The organism is Streptomyces sp. NPDC001100 (assembly GCF_053598575.1).
Genome location: NZ_JBSFKO010000004.1, coordinates 231,989 through 245,877, shown reverse-complemented (window position 1 = coordinate 245,877; position 13,889 = coordinate 231,989). Strand labels below are relative to the sequence as shown.

The following is a 13,889-nucleotide window of genomic DNA, read 5'->3' as shown; positions in this document are numbered from 1 at the left end:
GCGACTCCTGTTCTGTTGCTTTTTAGAGCGCGTCCGGTCCGCGCTCGCCGGTCCTGACCCGGACGGCCGTGTCGACCGGGAGGGACCAGACCTTGCCGTCACCGATCTTGCCGGTGCGGGCGGCCTTGACGATGACGTCGATCAGCTGCTCGGCGTCGTCGTCCTCGGCCAGCACCTCGATGCGGATCTTGGGGACCAGGTCGACCGTGTACTCGGCGCCCCGGTAGACCTCGGTGTGTCCCCGCTGACGACCGTAGCCGCTCGCCTCGGTGACCGTCAGACCGTGGACCCCGAAGGCCTGCAGCGCTTCCTTGATCTCGTCGAGCCGGTGGGGCTTCACGACGGCGGTGATGAGCTTCATGCGTCCACCTTCTTCGTCTCCGTGGCAGCGGTGAGGGTGCCGCCGCTGAGGCCGCCGCCGGCGCCGCTGAAGTCGTATGCGGTCTCGGCGTGCTCGGCCTGGTCGATGCCGGAGACCTCTTCGTCCTCGGTGACCCGCATGCCGATGGTCTTGTCGAGGAGGAAGGCGAGGACCGCGGAGGCCACCAGGGAGTAGCCGAGGACCGCGCCGACACCGGCGAACTGCTTCCACAGCTGGGTGAAGGAGTGGTCGCCGTAGAAGACGCCGGTCGCGGTGGACTGGCCCTTGCCGGTGGCGAAGAAGCCGATCAGCAGGGAGCCGAGGATACCGCCGACCATGTGGACGCCGACGACGTCGAGGGAGTCGTCGAAGCCGAACTTGTACTTGAGGCCCACGGCCGCGGCACAGCCGACACCGGCGATGGCACCGACCGCGATGGCGCCGAGCGGGGAGATCGCACCGCCCGAGGGGGTGATGGCGACCAGACCGGCGACGGCACCGGAGGCGGCACCCAGCGTGGTGAACGCGCCGTGGCGGATCTTCTCGTAGGCGAGCCAGGCGAGCATGGCGGCGGCGGTGGCGACCTGGGTGTTGACGAACATCAGCGCGCCGACGCCGTCGTCGTTGCCGAGCCACGAACCGGCGTTGAAGCCGAACCAGCCGAACCACAGGAGACCGGCGCCGAGCATGACCAGCGGGAGGCTGTGCGGACGCATGGGGTCACGCTTGAAGCCGACGCGCTTGCCGATGACGAGGATGACGCCGAGAGCGCCGGCACCGGCGTTGATGTGGACCGCGGTACCACCGGCGAAGTCGATCACACCGAGCTTGAAGGCCCAGCCGTCGGCGCCCCACACCCAGTGGGCGACCGGGACGTAGACGACGGTCAGCCACAGGGCGACGAAGAGGCACCAGGCCGAGAACTTCACGCGGTCGGCGATGGCACCGCTTATCAGGGCCGGGGTGATGACGGCGAACATCATCTGGAAGACCATGAAGACGAAGATCGGGATGGTGTAGCCGGGCCAGAGGTCCGTCAGGCCGACCTTGCTCATGCCCAGCCAGTCGGAGTCGTAGCCGATGAAGCCGTTACTCGAACCGAAGGCGAGCGAGAAGCCGTAGAGGACCCACAGGATGGTGACGATCCCGATGCTGATGAAGCTCATCATCAGCATGTTCAGGGTGCTCTTGACGCGGACCATGCCTCCGTAGAAGAAGGCGAGTCCCGGTGTCATGAGCAACACCAGGGCGGAACAGATGAGCATGAAGCCTGTGTTCGCGGAGGACAGTTTGGGTGCCTCCGCGGCAAGCGTGATGGCGGCTGATGCCATCGGCGTCTCCTCGTCGGTTGTACGGCCCCGTGCGGGCGAAGCCTGGATGCGGTCCGGTCAAGGCGGGGGGTCCGGTTATGCGCCATGAGATTGGCGCAGCGCGGTTTCGGTCGAAGCCCCACGTTGTTTCGCCGGAGTGACGAAGGCGCCGCGCGTGTTACGCGTCGATGAACTGCCGGATCTCCGGCCGGGCGATCGTTATCGTCGCGCAACCTTCCCCGGCGGCGGGAAACCGGCGGCGGCCGGAGTTGCGGCGGCGCGGCGCGGGGGCGCCGGGGCATGGGGTCCGGGCCCCTTCGGCGCTCTCCCGCGGCCCGGCCGGAAGGCTGTCGGCGGGGTCGGCGATTCCGGGCGGACCACCGGCACCGCGCACCACCGCGCGGACGGTCTTTCGAATACGAGTCCCAAGGGGCCGGACAGTCCTTCGGCTGCCCGGCCCGCGCTGCCGTACCGGCGTCGCCCGGTCGGCCGCCGGACATGGAACCGGCCGCGGTCGGCCTTCCGACGACCTGGCATGGGGGAGCCGAGTCGGGCGGTTCGGGAAGGCCGGCCGCGGCCGGGGACTGGGGTGCTCAGACCGCCTCGGCGGTCTCCGGGAGCTCGATGGCGAGCCGGTCGGTGAGGTCGATGACCTCGGCCAGGTCACCGAAGTCGCGGACCGCCGTGTCGATCGTCTTTCGGATACGAGTGTTGACCCGCTCGGAGCGCACCTTCTTGGCGACGGTCATCGCCTCGGCCGCGAGCACCGCGCCCTGCTCCGGCTCCCGCCGCAGCAGGTGCACGGTGGCCATGCCGATGAGATTGAGCGCGTACGACCGCTTGTGGTCGTCGTCCTTGGCGAAGAGGTCCACCGCCCGCTGCATGACGGGCTCGGCCAGCGAGGCGTAGGCGGGACTGCGGCCGGCGACGTAGGCGAGGTCGCGATAGGAGTGCGAGTTCTCTCCGTGCAGCTCGGCCTCGGAGAAGAAACGGATCCAGTCCGGGTCCGGGTCGTCCCAGTCGTGGACGTCGGCGAAGGTGTCCTCGGCCATCCGGACGGCCCGCTTGCACTTTCCGGGCTGTCCCATGTTGGCGTAGGCGCGGGCCTCCATCGCATACAGCATCGACTGGGTGCGCGGGCTCGCGCAGTCCCGGCTGCCGTACTGCGCGAGGTGGATCAGCTCCAGCGCGTCGTCGGGCCGCCCGAGGTGGATCATCTGGCGGCTCATGCTGGACAGCACATACGATCCGAGCGGCTTGTCGCCCGCCTCCTTCGCGGCGTGCAGGGCGAGGACGAAGTACTTCTGCGCGGTGGGCTGAAGCCCCACGTCGTACGACATCCAGCCCGCCAGCTCGGCGAGTTCACCGGCGACCTTGAACAACTTGCGGGTGGTGGCCTCGGGTTGGGGCTCCTGGAGCAGGTCGGTCACCTCGTGCAGCTGCCCCACCACCGCCTTGCGGCGCAGGCCGCCGCCGCACTGGGCGTCCCACTTGCGGAACATCGCCGTGGTGGACTCCAGCAGCTCCAGCTCCGGCCTGGAGAGCCGCCCCACGTGCCGGGAGGAACCCGCCGGCTCGGGCTCCGGCGGGAGGGCCGAGGGGCCGGGGACCAGCCAGCGCTGCATGGGCTCGATGAGGGACGGTCCCGCGGACAGGACCAGCGAGGTTCCGAGGAAGCCGCGCCGCGCCAGCATGAGGTCGCTGCGCGAGAACTCGCTGAGCAGGGCCACCGTCTGCGGGGCCGTCCAGGGCAGGTCGACGCCGGACACGGAGGGTGCCTGGCGGGCGGCGCGCAGACCCAGGTCCTCGACCGAGACGACACAGCCGAAGCGCTCGGAGAACAGCTCCGAGAGGATCCTCGGGATCGGCTCGCGCGGGTTCTCGCCGTCCAGCCAGCGGCGCACGCGGGAGGTGTCCGTGGAGATGTGGTTGGCCCCCAACTGCCGGGCCCTCCGGTTGACTTGACGCGCCAGCTCACCCTTGGACCAGCCGCTGCGCACGAACCACGAGCCGAGCAGCTCATTGGGGCGCTTGTCCGTACTGGTCGCGGTCGTCCCGCTTCCGCCGTTGCCGCCCACTGGAACGCCCCCATCCCTGGAACCACTTGTCGCCGCTGTGCGCCAAGCCCTATCAGAATGCCGGTAAATACGGCTTCCCGTCCCGCACTTGTCACCCTTCGAACGAGATGACGAGTTGCCTCCGGCATACCCACGAGTGCATGTGCCCCGAGGGCTTGTGCACACAAAGTAATCCTACGATCACCCGTCCAGCCACGGCGATCCCGGAAACGCCACCATTCGCCACCCCTTCGAATGAACCTACGGTTGCCTCCGCACGATTCACTTGACATAGGACGGCCGGAGGTGGGCGTAGCGGTGCACGCAGGGGCGCACACCGCCAAGCACACCACCCGAGATACCCCTGGGCGCCGCCTGGACACCCAGCGGCACCGGGTAGGCGTGGACGCAGAGTGACGATCCGCATCCGTCTCGTAACCACCGGTGCGTTGGACCCGTTGGAGGGGGCATGGGCTTCACGATCGGCAGCAGCCGGGGTATCCGCGACATCCGGTCCGGCACGCGCCGCCGCGGCCGCACCTCGGAGTGCACGGCCGTGGCCGAGTTCACCGGGCTGTGGGGCTGGGACGTGGTCGCGGGCGCGCGGGCCGCGGGCGGCGCGTGCTCCTGCGGAGACACCAAGTGCACCGCGCCGGGCGCGCATCCGCTGGCCTTCGCACCCGAGGTGCGGGCCGGCGCGACCCTCGACGAAGTCACCGAGACCTGGGCCGAGTTGCCGGGCGCGTCGGTGATGCTGCCGGTGGGCCGCGCCTTCGACGTGATCGAAGTGGCCGAGCCCGCGGGCCGCCGCGCACTCGCCCGCCTGGAGCGGATGGGCCTCCCCCTCGGCCCGGTGGCGGCGACCCCCGACCACCGCGCCCACTTCTTCGTGGCCCCCGGCGCGGCCGCCGAACTCCCCTCCCTGCTCTACCGCATGGGCTGGGACGACCCCGCCTCCCTGGACCTCCGCGGCCTGGGCCCCGGCACCCACATCACGGCCCCGCCTTCCGACCGAGGAGGCCTGGGCCCGGTCCGCTGGCTCCGCTCCCCCGCACTCGATTCAGCGACGAGGCCCCCGGCGGCCCGCCTGCTCCTGGGCACCCTGGCGTACGTGGCACACAGGTCGCGCGCATAGGTCGTAGAGACAACGAAGTGCCCTTCCCCAACGGCGAGTCGAGGAAGGGCACTTCTACGAACGAGGCCGACTGCAACGCGCCCTACAGGGGCGCGGGGCTGTGACATTTGCGGCTCCGCCGCGTGGTCGCGACCAGCCCCCACCGCCCCGCGGCGAACAAGCGACCCATCAGTCCCCGATAAGGGCATCGACAAACGCCTCCGGCTCAAAGGGCGTCAGATCATCCGCCCCCTCACCCAGCCCGATCAACTTCACCGGCACCCCCAGCTCCCGCTGCACGGCAACCACGATGCCCCCCTTCGCCGTACCGTCCAGCTTGGTCAGCACGATCCCGGTGATGTCCACGACCTCGGCGAAGACCCGCGCCTGCACCAGCCCGTTCTGCCCAGTGGTCGCGTCCAGCACCAGCAGCACCTCGTCGAGCGGCGCATGCTTCTCCACGACCCGCTTGACCTTGCCGAGCTCGTCCATGAGCCCGGTCTTCGTGTGCAACCGCCCGGCCGTGTCGATGAGGACGACGTCGACCCCCATCTCCTTGCCCTCCTTCACCGCGTCGAACGCGACGGAGGCGGGGTCGCCGGCCTCGGGCCCGCGCACGGTGTGCGCACCGACCCGCTCACCCCAGGTCTGCAACTGATCGGCGGCGGCGGCCCGGAACGTGTCGGCGGCGCCGAGCACGACCGTACGGCCGTCGGCCACGAGCACCCGGGCCAGCTTCCCCGTGGTGGTGGTCTTGCCGGTGCCGTTGACCCCGACGACCATCACGATGCCGGGCTTGCGGTCCTCGGGCTCGGTCCTGACGGTCCGGTCGACATCCGTGCCGACCAGCTTGAGCAGTTCCTCGCGCAGCAGGCTGCGCAACTCCTGCGGAGTCCGGGTACCGAGCACCTTCACCCGCTCGCGCAGCGCGTCGACCAGCTCCTGGGTGGGCGCGACGCCGACGTCCGCGGTGAGGAGGGTGTCCTCGATCTCCTCCCAGGTGTCCTCGTCGAGGTGCTCGCGGGACAGGAGCGTGAGCAGCCCCTGGCCGAGCGCGTTCTGCGAGCGGGAGAGCCGGGCGCGCAGCCGGACGAGCCGTCCGGCGGTCGGCTCGGGGACCTCCAGTGCGAGGGGTTCCCCGACTGCCGGTGGTTCCTCGACGGCGACCGGGGCCGAGCCGTCCGGAAGATCGACCTCCTCTATGGTCCGGCGCGCTTCGTCGCGCGGCGTCTCGGCCTCGTCGCCGATGTGCGGCTCGGCCGGCGGGGCGGTGATGTCGGGCACGGAGGTGGGCGGCGGGGGCAGCGGCTTCTTGCGCCGGCTGCCGACGACGAGCCCGCCGAGCGCACCGAGCACGACCACGGCGATGACTACAGCAAGGATGACGGTTTCCATAACCCACCCAGTATCAGCCATGGGCCTGGCCGGGGCCCAGCGCGGGCGCGCGGGCGGGTGGTCGCGGTCACCCTCGCCCGGCCCCGAACCGCCGCAGTCATGCCCATGGCCATCTGACACACCGTCAGCTAACGTCCCCCACCACACACGGAAGGGGGACCTCCCATGCCCGTCTCGGTCGTCCGCTTCAACCTCGTCGAACCCGGCGCCACCCCCGCCTCGCTGAGCGCCCGCTACCGGGCCGCCCTGGAGATGGCCGCGTACGCCGACGAGCACGGGATCACCACCGTGCAGACGGAGGAGCACCACGGCGTCGCCAACAACTGGCTGCCCTCGCCCTTCACCTTCGCGGGCGCGGTCTTCGGCGCGACCCGGCACATCGCGGTGACCGTCTCCGCGGTCATCGGCCCGCTGCACGACCCGCTCCGGCTGGCCGAGGACATCGCCGTACTGGACCTGTTGAGCGGCGGCCGGCTGGTGACCGTGGCCGGGATCGGCTACCGCCCGGAGGAATACGCCCAGTTCGACGTGGAGTGGAAGCAACGCGGCAGGCTCCAGGACGAGTTGCTGGAGACGGTACTGAAGGCGTGGTCCGGCGAGGAGTTCGAGTACCGGGGCCGTACCGTACGGGTCACCCCGCGCCCCTTCTCCGACCCGCACCCCCTGCTGCTGGTCGGCGGCTCCTCCAAGGCCGCCGCCCGCCGGGCCGCCCGGCTGGGGCTGCCCTTCTTCCCCAGCGCGCACCTGCCGGACCTGGAGGCCTACTACAAGGACCGGCTCGTCGAGTACGGCACCGAGGGCTGGACCATGATGCCGGGCGCGGAGACCCCGCTGCTGCACATCGCCGAGGACCCGGACCGGGCCTGGGCCGAGTACGGCGGGCACTTCCTGCACGAGGCGCGGACCTACGCCTCCTGGCAGTCCGGGGAGATCCGCTCGGCGGTGAAGTCGGGGGCCACCACGGTGGCGGAGCTGCGCGCGGAGGGCGTCTACCGGATCCTCACGCCGGACCAGTGCGTGGCGCTGGGCCTCGACAATCTCGTACTGCATCCGCTGGCGGGCGGGATGCCGGTCGACGAGGGATGGCGCAGCCTGCGGCTGTTCGCGGAGCGGGTGCTGCCGGTGCTCGGGGAGTGAGCACGGAGTGACTCTTACCCCTAACCGGTGGACCGGCCGGTCCACCGGTGGTCCACTGCGGTCATGACCTTGGCAGTGGATGTGTTCCTGCGTGACGCGGACGGCCAGTGGAACGTGCTCGACGTTCCGGAGGGGTGCAACGACTCGGCCGGCTTCGAGAACTGGCGGGAGACCGTGTGGGGTTCGCCCGCCGTACGGTCGCTCGGTGCCGTGTATCTTCCCGTGCTGGCCACCAGCGACCTGTACGTCGAGGCCGCGGACGTGCCGGAGTTCCTGCGCGAGGTCGCGCTGCTGCGGGAGCATCTCGACGCCGTCGCCGCGGCCGTGGGAGAGGCTCCCGACCTGGTCGGGAACCGGCTGGACAACATCGAGTCGGCCGCCGTGCGCGCCCGGAAGATCGGCGGCGGCGTCCTGATCTGGTGAGACGGGGTTTCGGGGAGACGGGCGGCGGGGGATGGAGCCCGTCTCCCCGAGCTTGCGGGGGCCCGCCTTCGCGGGCCCGGTTCGCGGGAGGGCCGGTCAGCCCATGTCCTCCAGCTTCTTGCCCTTCGTCTCCTTCACGAACTTCAGGACGAACGGGATGGAGAGCGCGGCGAAGACCGTGTAGATCACATAGGTCGCGGAGAGGTTCCAGTCGGCCAGCGACGGGAAGCTCGCGGTGATGGCCCAGTTGGCGATCCACTGCGCGGAGGCGGCGACGCCGAGGGCGGCGGCGCGGATCTTGTTCGGGAACATCTCACCGAGGAAGACCCACACCACGACACCCCAGGACAGGGCGAAGAAGAGGACGAAGACGTGGGCCGCGATCAGTGCGGTCCAGCCCTGCGCGGCGGGCAGCTTGCCGTCGACGAGGTCGTAGGAGAAGGCCCAGGCCTCCAGCGCGAGACCGACGACCATGCCTGCCGAGCCGATGAGGGCCAGCGGCTTGCGGCCGACGCGGTCCACGAAGATCATGGCGATCACGGTGCCGATGATGTTGATGATCGACGTCGTGAAGGAGTAGAAGAACGACTGGGTCGGGTCGACGCCGACGGACTGCCACAGCGTGGCGGAGTAGTAGAACGCGACGTTGATGCCGACGAGCTGCTGGAAGGCCGAGAGGCCGATGCCGACCCAGACGATCGGCTTGAAGTAGACGCCGCCACCGCCGAGCAGGTCCTTGAAGGTCGACTTGTGCTCGCTCTTCATCGCGTGCTCGATCTCGGCGACGCGGGCGTCCAGGTCGATGTCGTCGCCCTCGACCTCACGCAGCACGTCGTGGGCGCGGCTCAGTTTGCCCGCCGAGATCAGGAAGCGCGGGGACTCGGGGATCGCGAAGGAGAGCAGGCCGTAGAGGACGGCCGGGATCACCATGACGCCGAGCATGACCTGCCAGGCCTCCAGGCCCATGAGCTTGCCGCGCTGGTCGCCGCCGGCGGCGTTCAGCAGACCCCAGTTGACCAGCTGCGAGATCGCGATGCCAATGACGATCGCGGCCTGCTGGAAGGAGCCGAGCCGGCCGCGGTAGGCGGGCGGGGAGACCTCGGCGATGTAGGCGGGGCCGATGACGGAGGCCATGCCGATGGCGAAACCGCCGATGATCCGCCAGAAGGCGAGGTCCCAGAGCGCGAAGGGCAGCGCCGAACCGACGGCGGAGATGGTGAACAGCACGGCGGAGATCTGCATACAGCGGATACGGCCGATGCGGTCGGCTATCCGGCCGGCGGTCGCGGCGCCGATGGCACAGCCGATCAGGGCGATGGCGATGACCTGCGCCAGGAGCGTGGAGCCCACGTCGTAGCGGTCCCGGATCGCCTCCACGGCGCCGTTGATCACGGAACTGTCGTAGCCGAAGAGGAAGCCGCCCATCGCGGCCGCCGCCGCGATGAAGATGACATGCGCGAGATGTTCGGGATGAGCCGGCCCGGCTCCTGACTGTGATGTCTGCGCAGTGCTGGTCACGTGTAACTCCTGAGGCCACCGGCGTCGCTGCCGGGGTGGGGGGCGACCCTTCCAGTGGCGCACAGCTTCCCGCTGCCCACCACCTGAAGGTAAAAGCAACGCTGAAGAGACTATTCTTTCAAGTTTCGAAGTCAACAGGGGGTCATTGTGACGTTCAACGCCACAAGTGATCGAAATGCGTTCAGAACTTGAACACACCGTGAGGGTCTAGCGAAGGCGCTGGGAGATGACCTTCGAGACCCCGTCGCCCTGCATGGAGACGCCGTACAACGCGTCGGCGACCTCCATCGTGCGTTTCTGGTGGGTGATCACGATCAGCTGCGAGGCCTCCTGCAGCTCCTGCATGATCCGGATCAGCCGCTGCAGGTTGGTGTCGTCGAGCGCCGCCTCGACCTCGTCCATCACATAGAACGGACTGGGCCGTGCCTTGAAGATCGACACCAGGAGCGCTACGGCGGTCAGGGACCGCTCCCCGCCGGAGAGCAGGGACAGCCGCTTGACCTTCTTGCCGGGCGGGCGGGCCTCCACATCCACCCCCGTGGTGAGCATGTTGTCGGGATCGGTCAGAATCAACCTGCCCTCGCCGCCCGGAAACAGTCTGCTGAAAACACCCTCGAATTGCAGAGCCGTGTCCCGGTACGCCTCGGTGAAGACCTGCTCGACGCGCTCGTCGACCTCCTTCACCACTTGAAGCAGGTCGGCGCGGGTCTTCTTCAGGTCCTCCAACTGCTCGCTGAGGAACTTGTGCCGCTCCTCCAGCGCCGCGAACTCCTCCAGCGCGAGGGGGTTCACCTTGCCCAGCTGCTGATACGCCCGCTCGGCCGACTTGAGCCGCTTCTCCTGCTCCGCGCGGTGGAACGTACGGGGCTGGTTGCGCGGGTCCTCCGGATCCTCCGGCAGCACCTCGCCCTCGGCGGCGAGCGAGGGCGGCACGAGCTGATGCGGCCCGTACTCCTCGATCAGCCCCGCCGGCTCCACCCCCAGCTCCTCCAGCGCCTTGGTCTCCAACTGCTCGATCCGCATCCGCTTCTCGGCACCGAGCACCTCACCGCGGTGCACCGAGTCGGTCAGCTTGTCGAGCTCGCCCTTGAGGTCACGCCCCTGGTTCCGGGCGGCGGTCAGCTCCTGCTCACGACGCGCCTTGGCGGCATCGGCGGCGGTGCGCTCCGCGTCCGCCCGGCCGAGCGACACCTCGACGTGAGCGAGCAGTTGCCGCGCCCCGAAAGCAACTGCCTCCGCCACGGCCGCCTCGTGCCGCAGCCGCGCCAGTCGCTGCTCCGCACGCGCACGTGCCTCGCGCTCCGCCCGGGCGGCACGGTCCAGCGAATCGGCGCGCCCGGCAAGCCCCTTGACCCGTTCCTCGTGCGTACGGACCTGAAGCCGCGCCTCCATCTCGGTCTGCCGGGCGTTGGCCCCGTCGGCGGCGAGCCGGTCCCGCACGGAGGTGTCGGGCTCCTCCTCGACCGGCATCTCCTCGGCGACAGCCAGCCGCTCGGCCAGCACTTCGGCCTCTTCCACGGCCCTGTCGAGAGCCTCCTGTGCCCGTGCGGCGGCAGCGGCGGACCGTTCCGCCTCCCCCGCGGCACCGCGCGCCTGCCCAGCCAGCCGTCCCAACTGCTGTGCTACGGCCGACTTCTCGCGTTCCGCGGCCCGACGCCGGTCCGCCAACTCCTCGACCAGCGCGGCGCATTCCTTGCGGCGCTCGGCTGCGGACTGCTGGGCGGCGCTCAACTCCTCGCAGCGGACTGCCAGTTCTTCCAGTTCGGCGGCGGCTTCGTCCACCGATGCCTGGACTTCGAGGAGGCTGGGGGCGCCTGCGGAGCCGCCGTGGGCGAAGTGGGCGCCGAGGAGGTCGCCTTCGGCGGTGACCGCGGTCAACTCCGGGTGCGTGTACACGAGTTGTTCGGCGGCTTCGAGGGTGTCCACGACGACGACGTTGTGGAGGAGGCGGCGGATGGCGGGCATGAGATCGACGGGGGCGCGGACCAGGTCCGCAGCGAAAGGTTGTTGGGCGGGTGCGGGCTCGTCGTGGCCGGCCGCGCCCCGCGGCGGAGCCGCAAATGGATGCTGCCCCGCGCCCCTGTGGGGCGCCTCAGTGGGCGGCGTTGAAGGGCCCGCGTCTCCCGCCAGGAGCAGCGCCGCCCTCCCCCCATCCTGCTTGCGCAGCAGGCGGATCGCGTCGGCCGCCGACGACGGAGTTGTCACCGCGATCGCGTCCGCCGCCGCGCCGAAGGCTGCGGCTAGGGCGACCTCGTGGCCCGGGACCACTGTGAGCAGTTCCGCTGCCGGACCGAGGATTCCGGTGAGGCGGTCCTGGGCGCCGAGCAGTATGCCCGTGCCGTCCTTGCGGCGCAGGCCCAGGGCCAGTGCGTCGCGGCGGGCCTGGGTGGCCGCGCGCTGGCGTTCCGCCGTGGTGGCCGCCTCGCGGGCGGCGGACTGGGCGGCTTCCGCCTCCGACAGTGCGGCGCGGGCCGCCTTGTGCTGCTCGGAGAGTTCCTCGTCGCCCGCGTCGAGGCCGTCCACCTCGGCCTGGAGGGTCTCGTACTCCTCCTGTGCGGTGGTCGCCCGTTCCTGGGCCTCGTCGCGGGCGGAGGCCAGGCGGTCGATCTCGGCCTGGGCGGAGGCGGCGCGGGAACGGGCCGCGTTGACCTGGCCGTTGAGCCGGGCGAGGCCCTCGCGGCGGTCGGCGATGGAGCGGGCGACGTCCTTCAACCGCCGTTCCTCGGCGGTCAGTTCACGCTCCAGCTCGGAGCGGTGGGCGACCGTGTCCTCCAGGGCGTGTTCGGCCGCCTCCAGGGCCGCTTCGAGCTCGGCCTCCTGCTCCCGGATGCGGGCGGCCTCACGCTCCATGTCCTCGGGGTCACGGCCGCGCCGTTCCTCGGGGGGCGCCGAGGTCGCGCTGTTCACGCGGGCGTCGGCCAGCGAGATCGTGCCGCGTACCCGCTCGGCCAGCTGGGACAGCTCGTACCAGGTCTGCTGGGCGCGCTGGAGGCGCGGGGTGAGCTGGCGCACCTCGTCCTCCAGGAGCCCTTCGCGCTGGAGCGCCTTGCGCAGCTCCAGTTCGGCGGCTTCCTTGCGTTCCTTGAGCGCGGCCTCGTCGGCGATCTCGGTGTTCAGCGCCTGGCGGAGTCGTACGAGATCGTCGGCGAGCAGGCGGAGGCGGGCGTCGCGCAGGTCGGCCTGGATGACGGCGGCCCTGCGCGCGACCGCGGCCTGGCGGCCAAGGGGCTTGAGCTGGCGGCGGAGTTCGTCGGTGAGGTCCTGTACGCGGGCGAGGTTGGCCTGCATCGCGTCCAGTTTTCTGAGCGCCTTCTCCTTGCGCTTGCGGTGCTTGAGGACGCCGGCCGCCTCCTCGATGAAGGCGCGGCGGCCCATGGGATCGGCGTGCAGCACGGAGTCGAGCTGGCCCTGGCCGACGATGACGTGCATCTCGCGGCCGATGCCGGAGTCGGAGAGGAGCTCCTGGATGTCGAGGAGGCGACACGTGTCGCCGTTGATCTGGTACTCGCTGCCGCCGTTGCGGAACATGATCCGCGTGATGGTGACCTCGGCGTACTCGATGGGCAGCGCGCCGTCGGAGTTGTCGATGGTCAGGGAGACCTCGGCGCGGCCGAGGGGCGGACGCCCCGTGGTGCCGGCGAAGATGACGTCCTCCATCTTGCCGCCGCGCAGCGACTTGGCGCCCTGCTCGCCCATGACCCAGCTGAGCGCGTCCACGACATTGGACTTGCCCGAGCCGTTCGGACCGACGACACACGTGATCCCCGGCTCGAACCGGAGTGTGGTCGCCGAGGCGAACGACTTGAACCCCCGCAGGGTCAGGGCCTTGAGGTGCACGGCGCTGGACTCTACCTTCCGCTGCGCGCTCTCTCCATGAACGTCCGGTTCCCCGCGGTTTCGCCCTTGAACGTGCAGGGCACACCAAACGTTAAAGAGGGTGGAGGCTTGCGGGGGAAAGAAAGAAGGGACGCCGAAGCGTCCCTTGCAAACTCTGACAACTTAGCGGTTGATACAGGCCGCCCAACCACTGCTTGTCATGATGCGGTGCAGTGATCAGGTGAGCGCGGGCTCCGCCTGGCGTGCGTCGAGCTCGAGAAGCGAATCGTGAGTTGCGGCAGCCGTCAGCGCGTCGTTCTCTTCCTGGATCCGTACGAGCTCTGATTCCAGGTCCTGGACGCGCTGCTGGAGCCGTCGCATCTCGGCGAGGAGTCGCGGGTCGGAGCCGCCGACGTAACCGAGAAGCGCCTTTGCCATGATGGATGGTCCTCCACACTGAGTGACCGACCGAAGCGGTGTGGGTCGTGAGGGAATCGCACCCGCGATGCTTGACACACTCGAGGGTTGCTCTGCTGTTCTTCCATGCCAAACAGCTAAGGTGCGCGGGGTTTTCAGCGTCTCACCAAAATGTTTGACGGTCAACACGATCACGCCCCGTATTGGCGGGCAACCCGGGGCTGCGCGGCCCTGACCGGGCGGCGCTGCGGCTCCTGCGGGGCCTGACGGGACTGGCGATCATCCTTAGGTGCGGAGCCTGCCAGAGCGCGCCGTTCTTGGCAACCACCAGGCCATTTCTG

10 protein-coding genes are annotated in these 13,889 nt (G+C 69.9%); 3 read left to right on the top strand and 7 right to left on the bottom strand.

Features of this window, described 5'->3' with window-relative positions; genetic code table 11:
- Positions 1–22 precede the first annotated feature (22 nt).
- The 3 genes from ACWDEW_RS07510 to nsdA all read right to left on the bottom strand — a co-directional run bounded on the left by ACWDEW_RS07510 (position 23) and on the right by nsdA (position 3,749).
- Positions 23–361, bottom strand: a complete 339-nt coding sequence (locus ACWDEW_RS07510; protein ID WP_055725071.1) for a P-II family nitrogen regulator — start codon at positions 359–361, stop codon at positions 23–25.
- The gene (locus ACWDEW_RS07505) at positions 358–1,692 is read right to left on the bottom strand and encodes an ammonium transporter (RefSeq protein WP_450510506.1); all 1,335 of its coding nucleotides are present in this window, start codon (positions 1,690–1,692) and stop codon (positions 358–360) included. Before ACWDEW_RS07505 ends, ACWDEW_RS07510 begins: the two co-directional genes overlap by 4 nt.
- Positions 1,693–2,264: 572 nt before the next feature.
- Positions 2,265–3,749, bottom strand: a complete 1,485-nt coding sequence (nsdA, locus tag ACWDEW_RS07500) for a transcriptional repressor NsdA (protein ID WP_450510504.1) — start codon at positions 3,747–3,749, stop codon at positions 2,265–2,267.
- Positions 3,750–4,197: 448 nt separating this feature from the next.
- Between nsdA and ACWDEW_RS07495 the strand changes: the two genes are divergently transcribed.
- Positions 4,198–4,863 carry a bifunctional DNA primase/polymerase gene (locus ACWDEW_RS07495; protein WP_450510502.1) on the top strand — a complete coding sequence of 222 codons (666 nt, stop codon included), beginning with the start codon at positions 4,198–4,200 and terminating at the stop codon, positions 4,861–4,863.
- A 168-nt stretch (positions 4,864–5,031) separates the two neighbouring features.
- Here ACWDEW_RS07495 and ftsY read toward each other — a convergent pair whose 3' ends face one another.
- Positions 5,032–6,237 carry a signal recognition particle-docking protein FtsY gene (gene ftsY, locus ACWDEW_RS07490; RefSeq protein WP_450510500.1) on the bottom strand — a complete coding sequence of 402 codons (1,206 nt, stop codon included), beginning with the start codon at positions 6,235–6,237 and terminating at the stop codon, positions 5,032–5,034.
- 165 nt (positions 6,238–6,402) lie between these two features.
- Between ftsY and ACWDEW_RS07485 the strand changes: the two genes are divergently transcribed.
- Both ACWDEW_RS07485 and ACWDEW_RS07480 read left to right on the top strand, forming a co-directional pair.
- On the top strand, positions 6,403–7,374 hold the full coding sequence (locus tag ACWDEW_RS07485) for an LLM class flavin-dependent oxidoreductase (protein ID WP_450510499.1): 972 nt from the start codon (positions 6,403–6,405) through the stop codon (positions 7,372–7,374).
- 63 nt (positions 7,375–7,437) lie between these two features.
- Positions 7,438–7,797: a hypothetical protein gene (locus ACWDEW_RS07480; RefSeq protein WP_450510497.1), complete on the top strand. Its 360-nt coding sequence runs from the start codon at positions 7,438–7,440 to the stop codon at positions 7,795–7,797.
- A gap of 96 nt (positions 7,798–7,893) precedes the next feature.
- Here the strand turns inward: ACWDEW_RS07480 and ACWDEW_RS07475 are convergent, their stop codons facing one another.
- The 3 genes from ACWDEW_RS07475 to ACWDEW_RS07465 form a co-directional block, all read right to left on the bottom strand.
- Positions 7,894–9,315: a sugar porter family MFS transporter gene (locus tag ACWDEW_RS07475; RefSeq protein ID WP_450510495.1), complete on the bottom strand. Its 1,422-nt coding sequence runs from the start codon at positions 9,313–9,315 to the stop codon at positions 7,894–7,896.
- 207 nt (positions 9,316–9,522) lie between these two features.
- Positions 9,523–13,152, bottom strand: a complete 3,630-nt coding sequence (gene smc, locus ACWDEW_RS07470) for a chromosome segregation protein SMC (protein ID WP_450510493.1) — start codon at positions 13,150–13,152, stop codon at positions 9,523–9,525.
- A 216-nt stretch (positions 13,153–13,368) separates the two neighbouring features.
- Positions 13,369–13,569 (bottom strand): hypothetical protein, encoded by a 201-nt coding sequence (locus tag ACWDEW_RS07465; protein WP_019068749.1) that lies wholly within the window; start codon positions 13,567–13,569, stop codon positions 13,369–13,371.
- Positions 13,570–13,889 lie beyond the last annotated feature (320 nt).

Bases quoted from the DNA above. Each gene is read 5' to 3' on its own strand.
- ACWDEW_RS07485 (WP_450510499.1), top strand. From the start codon at position 6,403: ATGCCCGTCTCGGTCGTCCGCTTCAACCTCGTCGAACCCGGCGCCACC.
- ACWDEW_RS07495 (WP_450510502.1), top strand. From the start codon at position 4,198: ATGGGCTTCACGATCGGCAGCAGCCGGGGTATCCGCGACATCCGGTCC.
- ACWDEW_RS07505 (WP_450510506.1), bottom strand. From the start codon at position 1,692: ATGGCATCAGCCGCCATCACGCTTGCCGCGGAGGCACCCAAACTGTCC.
- ACWDEW_RS07465 (WP_019068749.1), bottom strand. From the start codon at position 13,569: ATGGCAAAGGCGCTTCTCGGTTACGTCGGCGGCTCCGACCCGCGACTC.
- ftsY (WP_450510500.1), bottom strand. From the start codon at position 6,237: ATGGAAACCGTCATCCTTGCTGTAGTCATCGCCGTGGTCGTGCTCGGT.
- ACWDEW_RS07510 (WP_055725071.1), bottom strand. From the start codon at position 361: ATGAAGCTCATCACCGCCGTCGTGAAGCCCCACCGGCTCGACGAGATC.
- ACWDEW_RS07480 (WP_450510497.1), top strand. From the start codon at position 7,438: ATGACCTTGGCAGTGGATGTGTTCCTGCGTGACGCGGACGGCCAGTGG.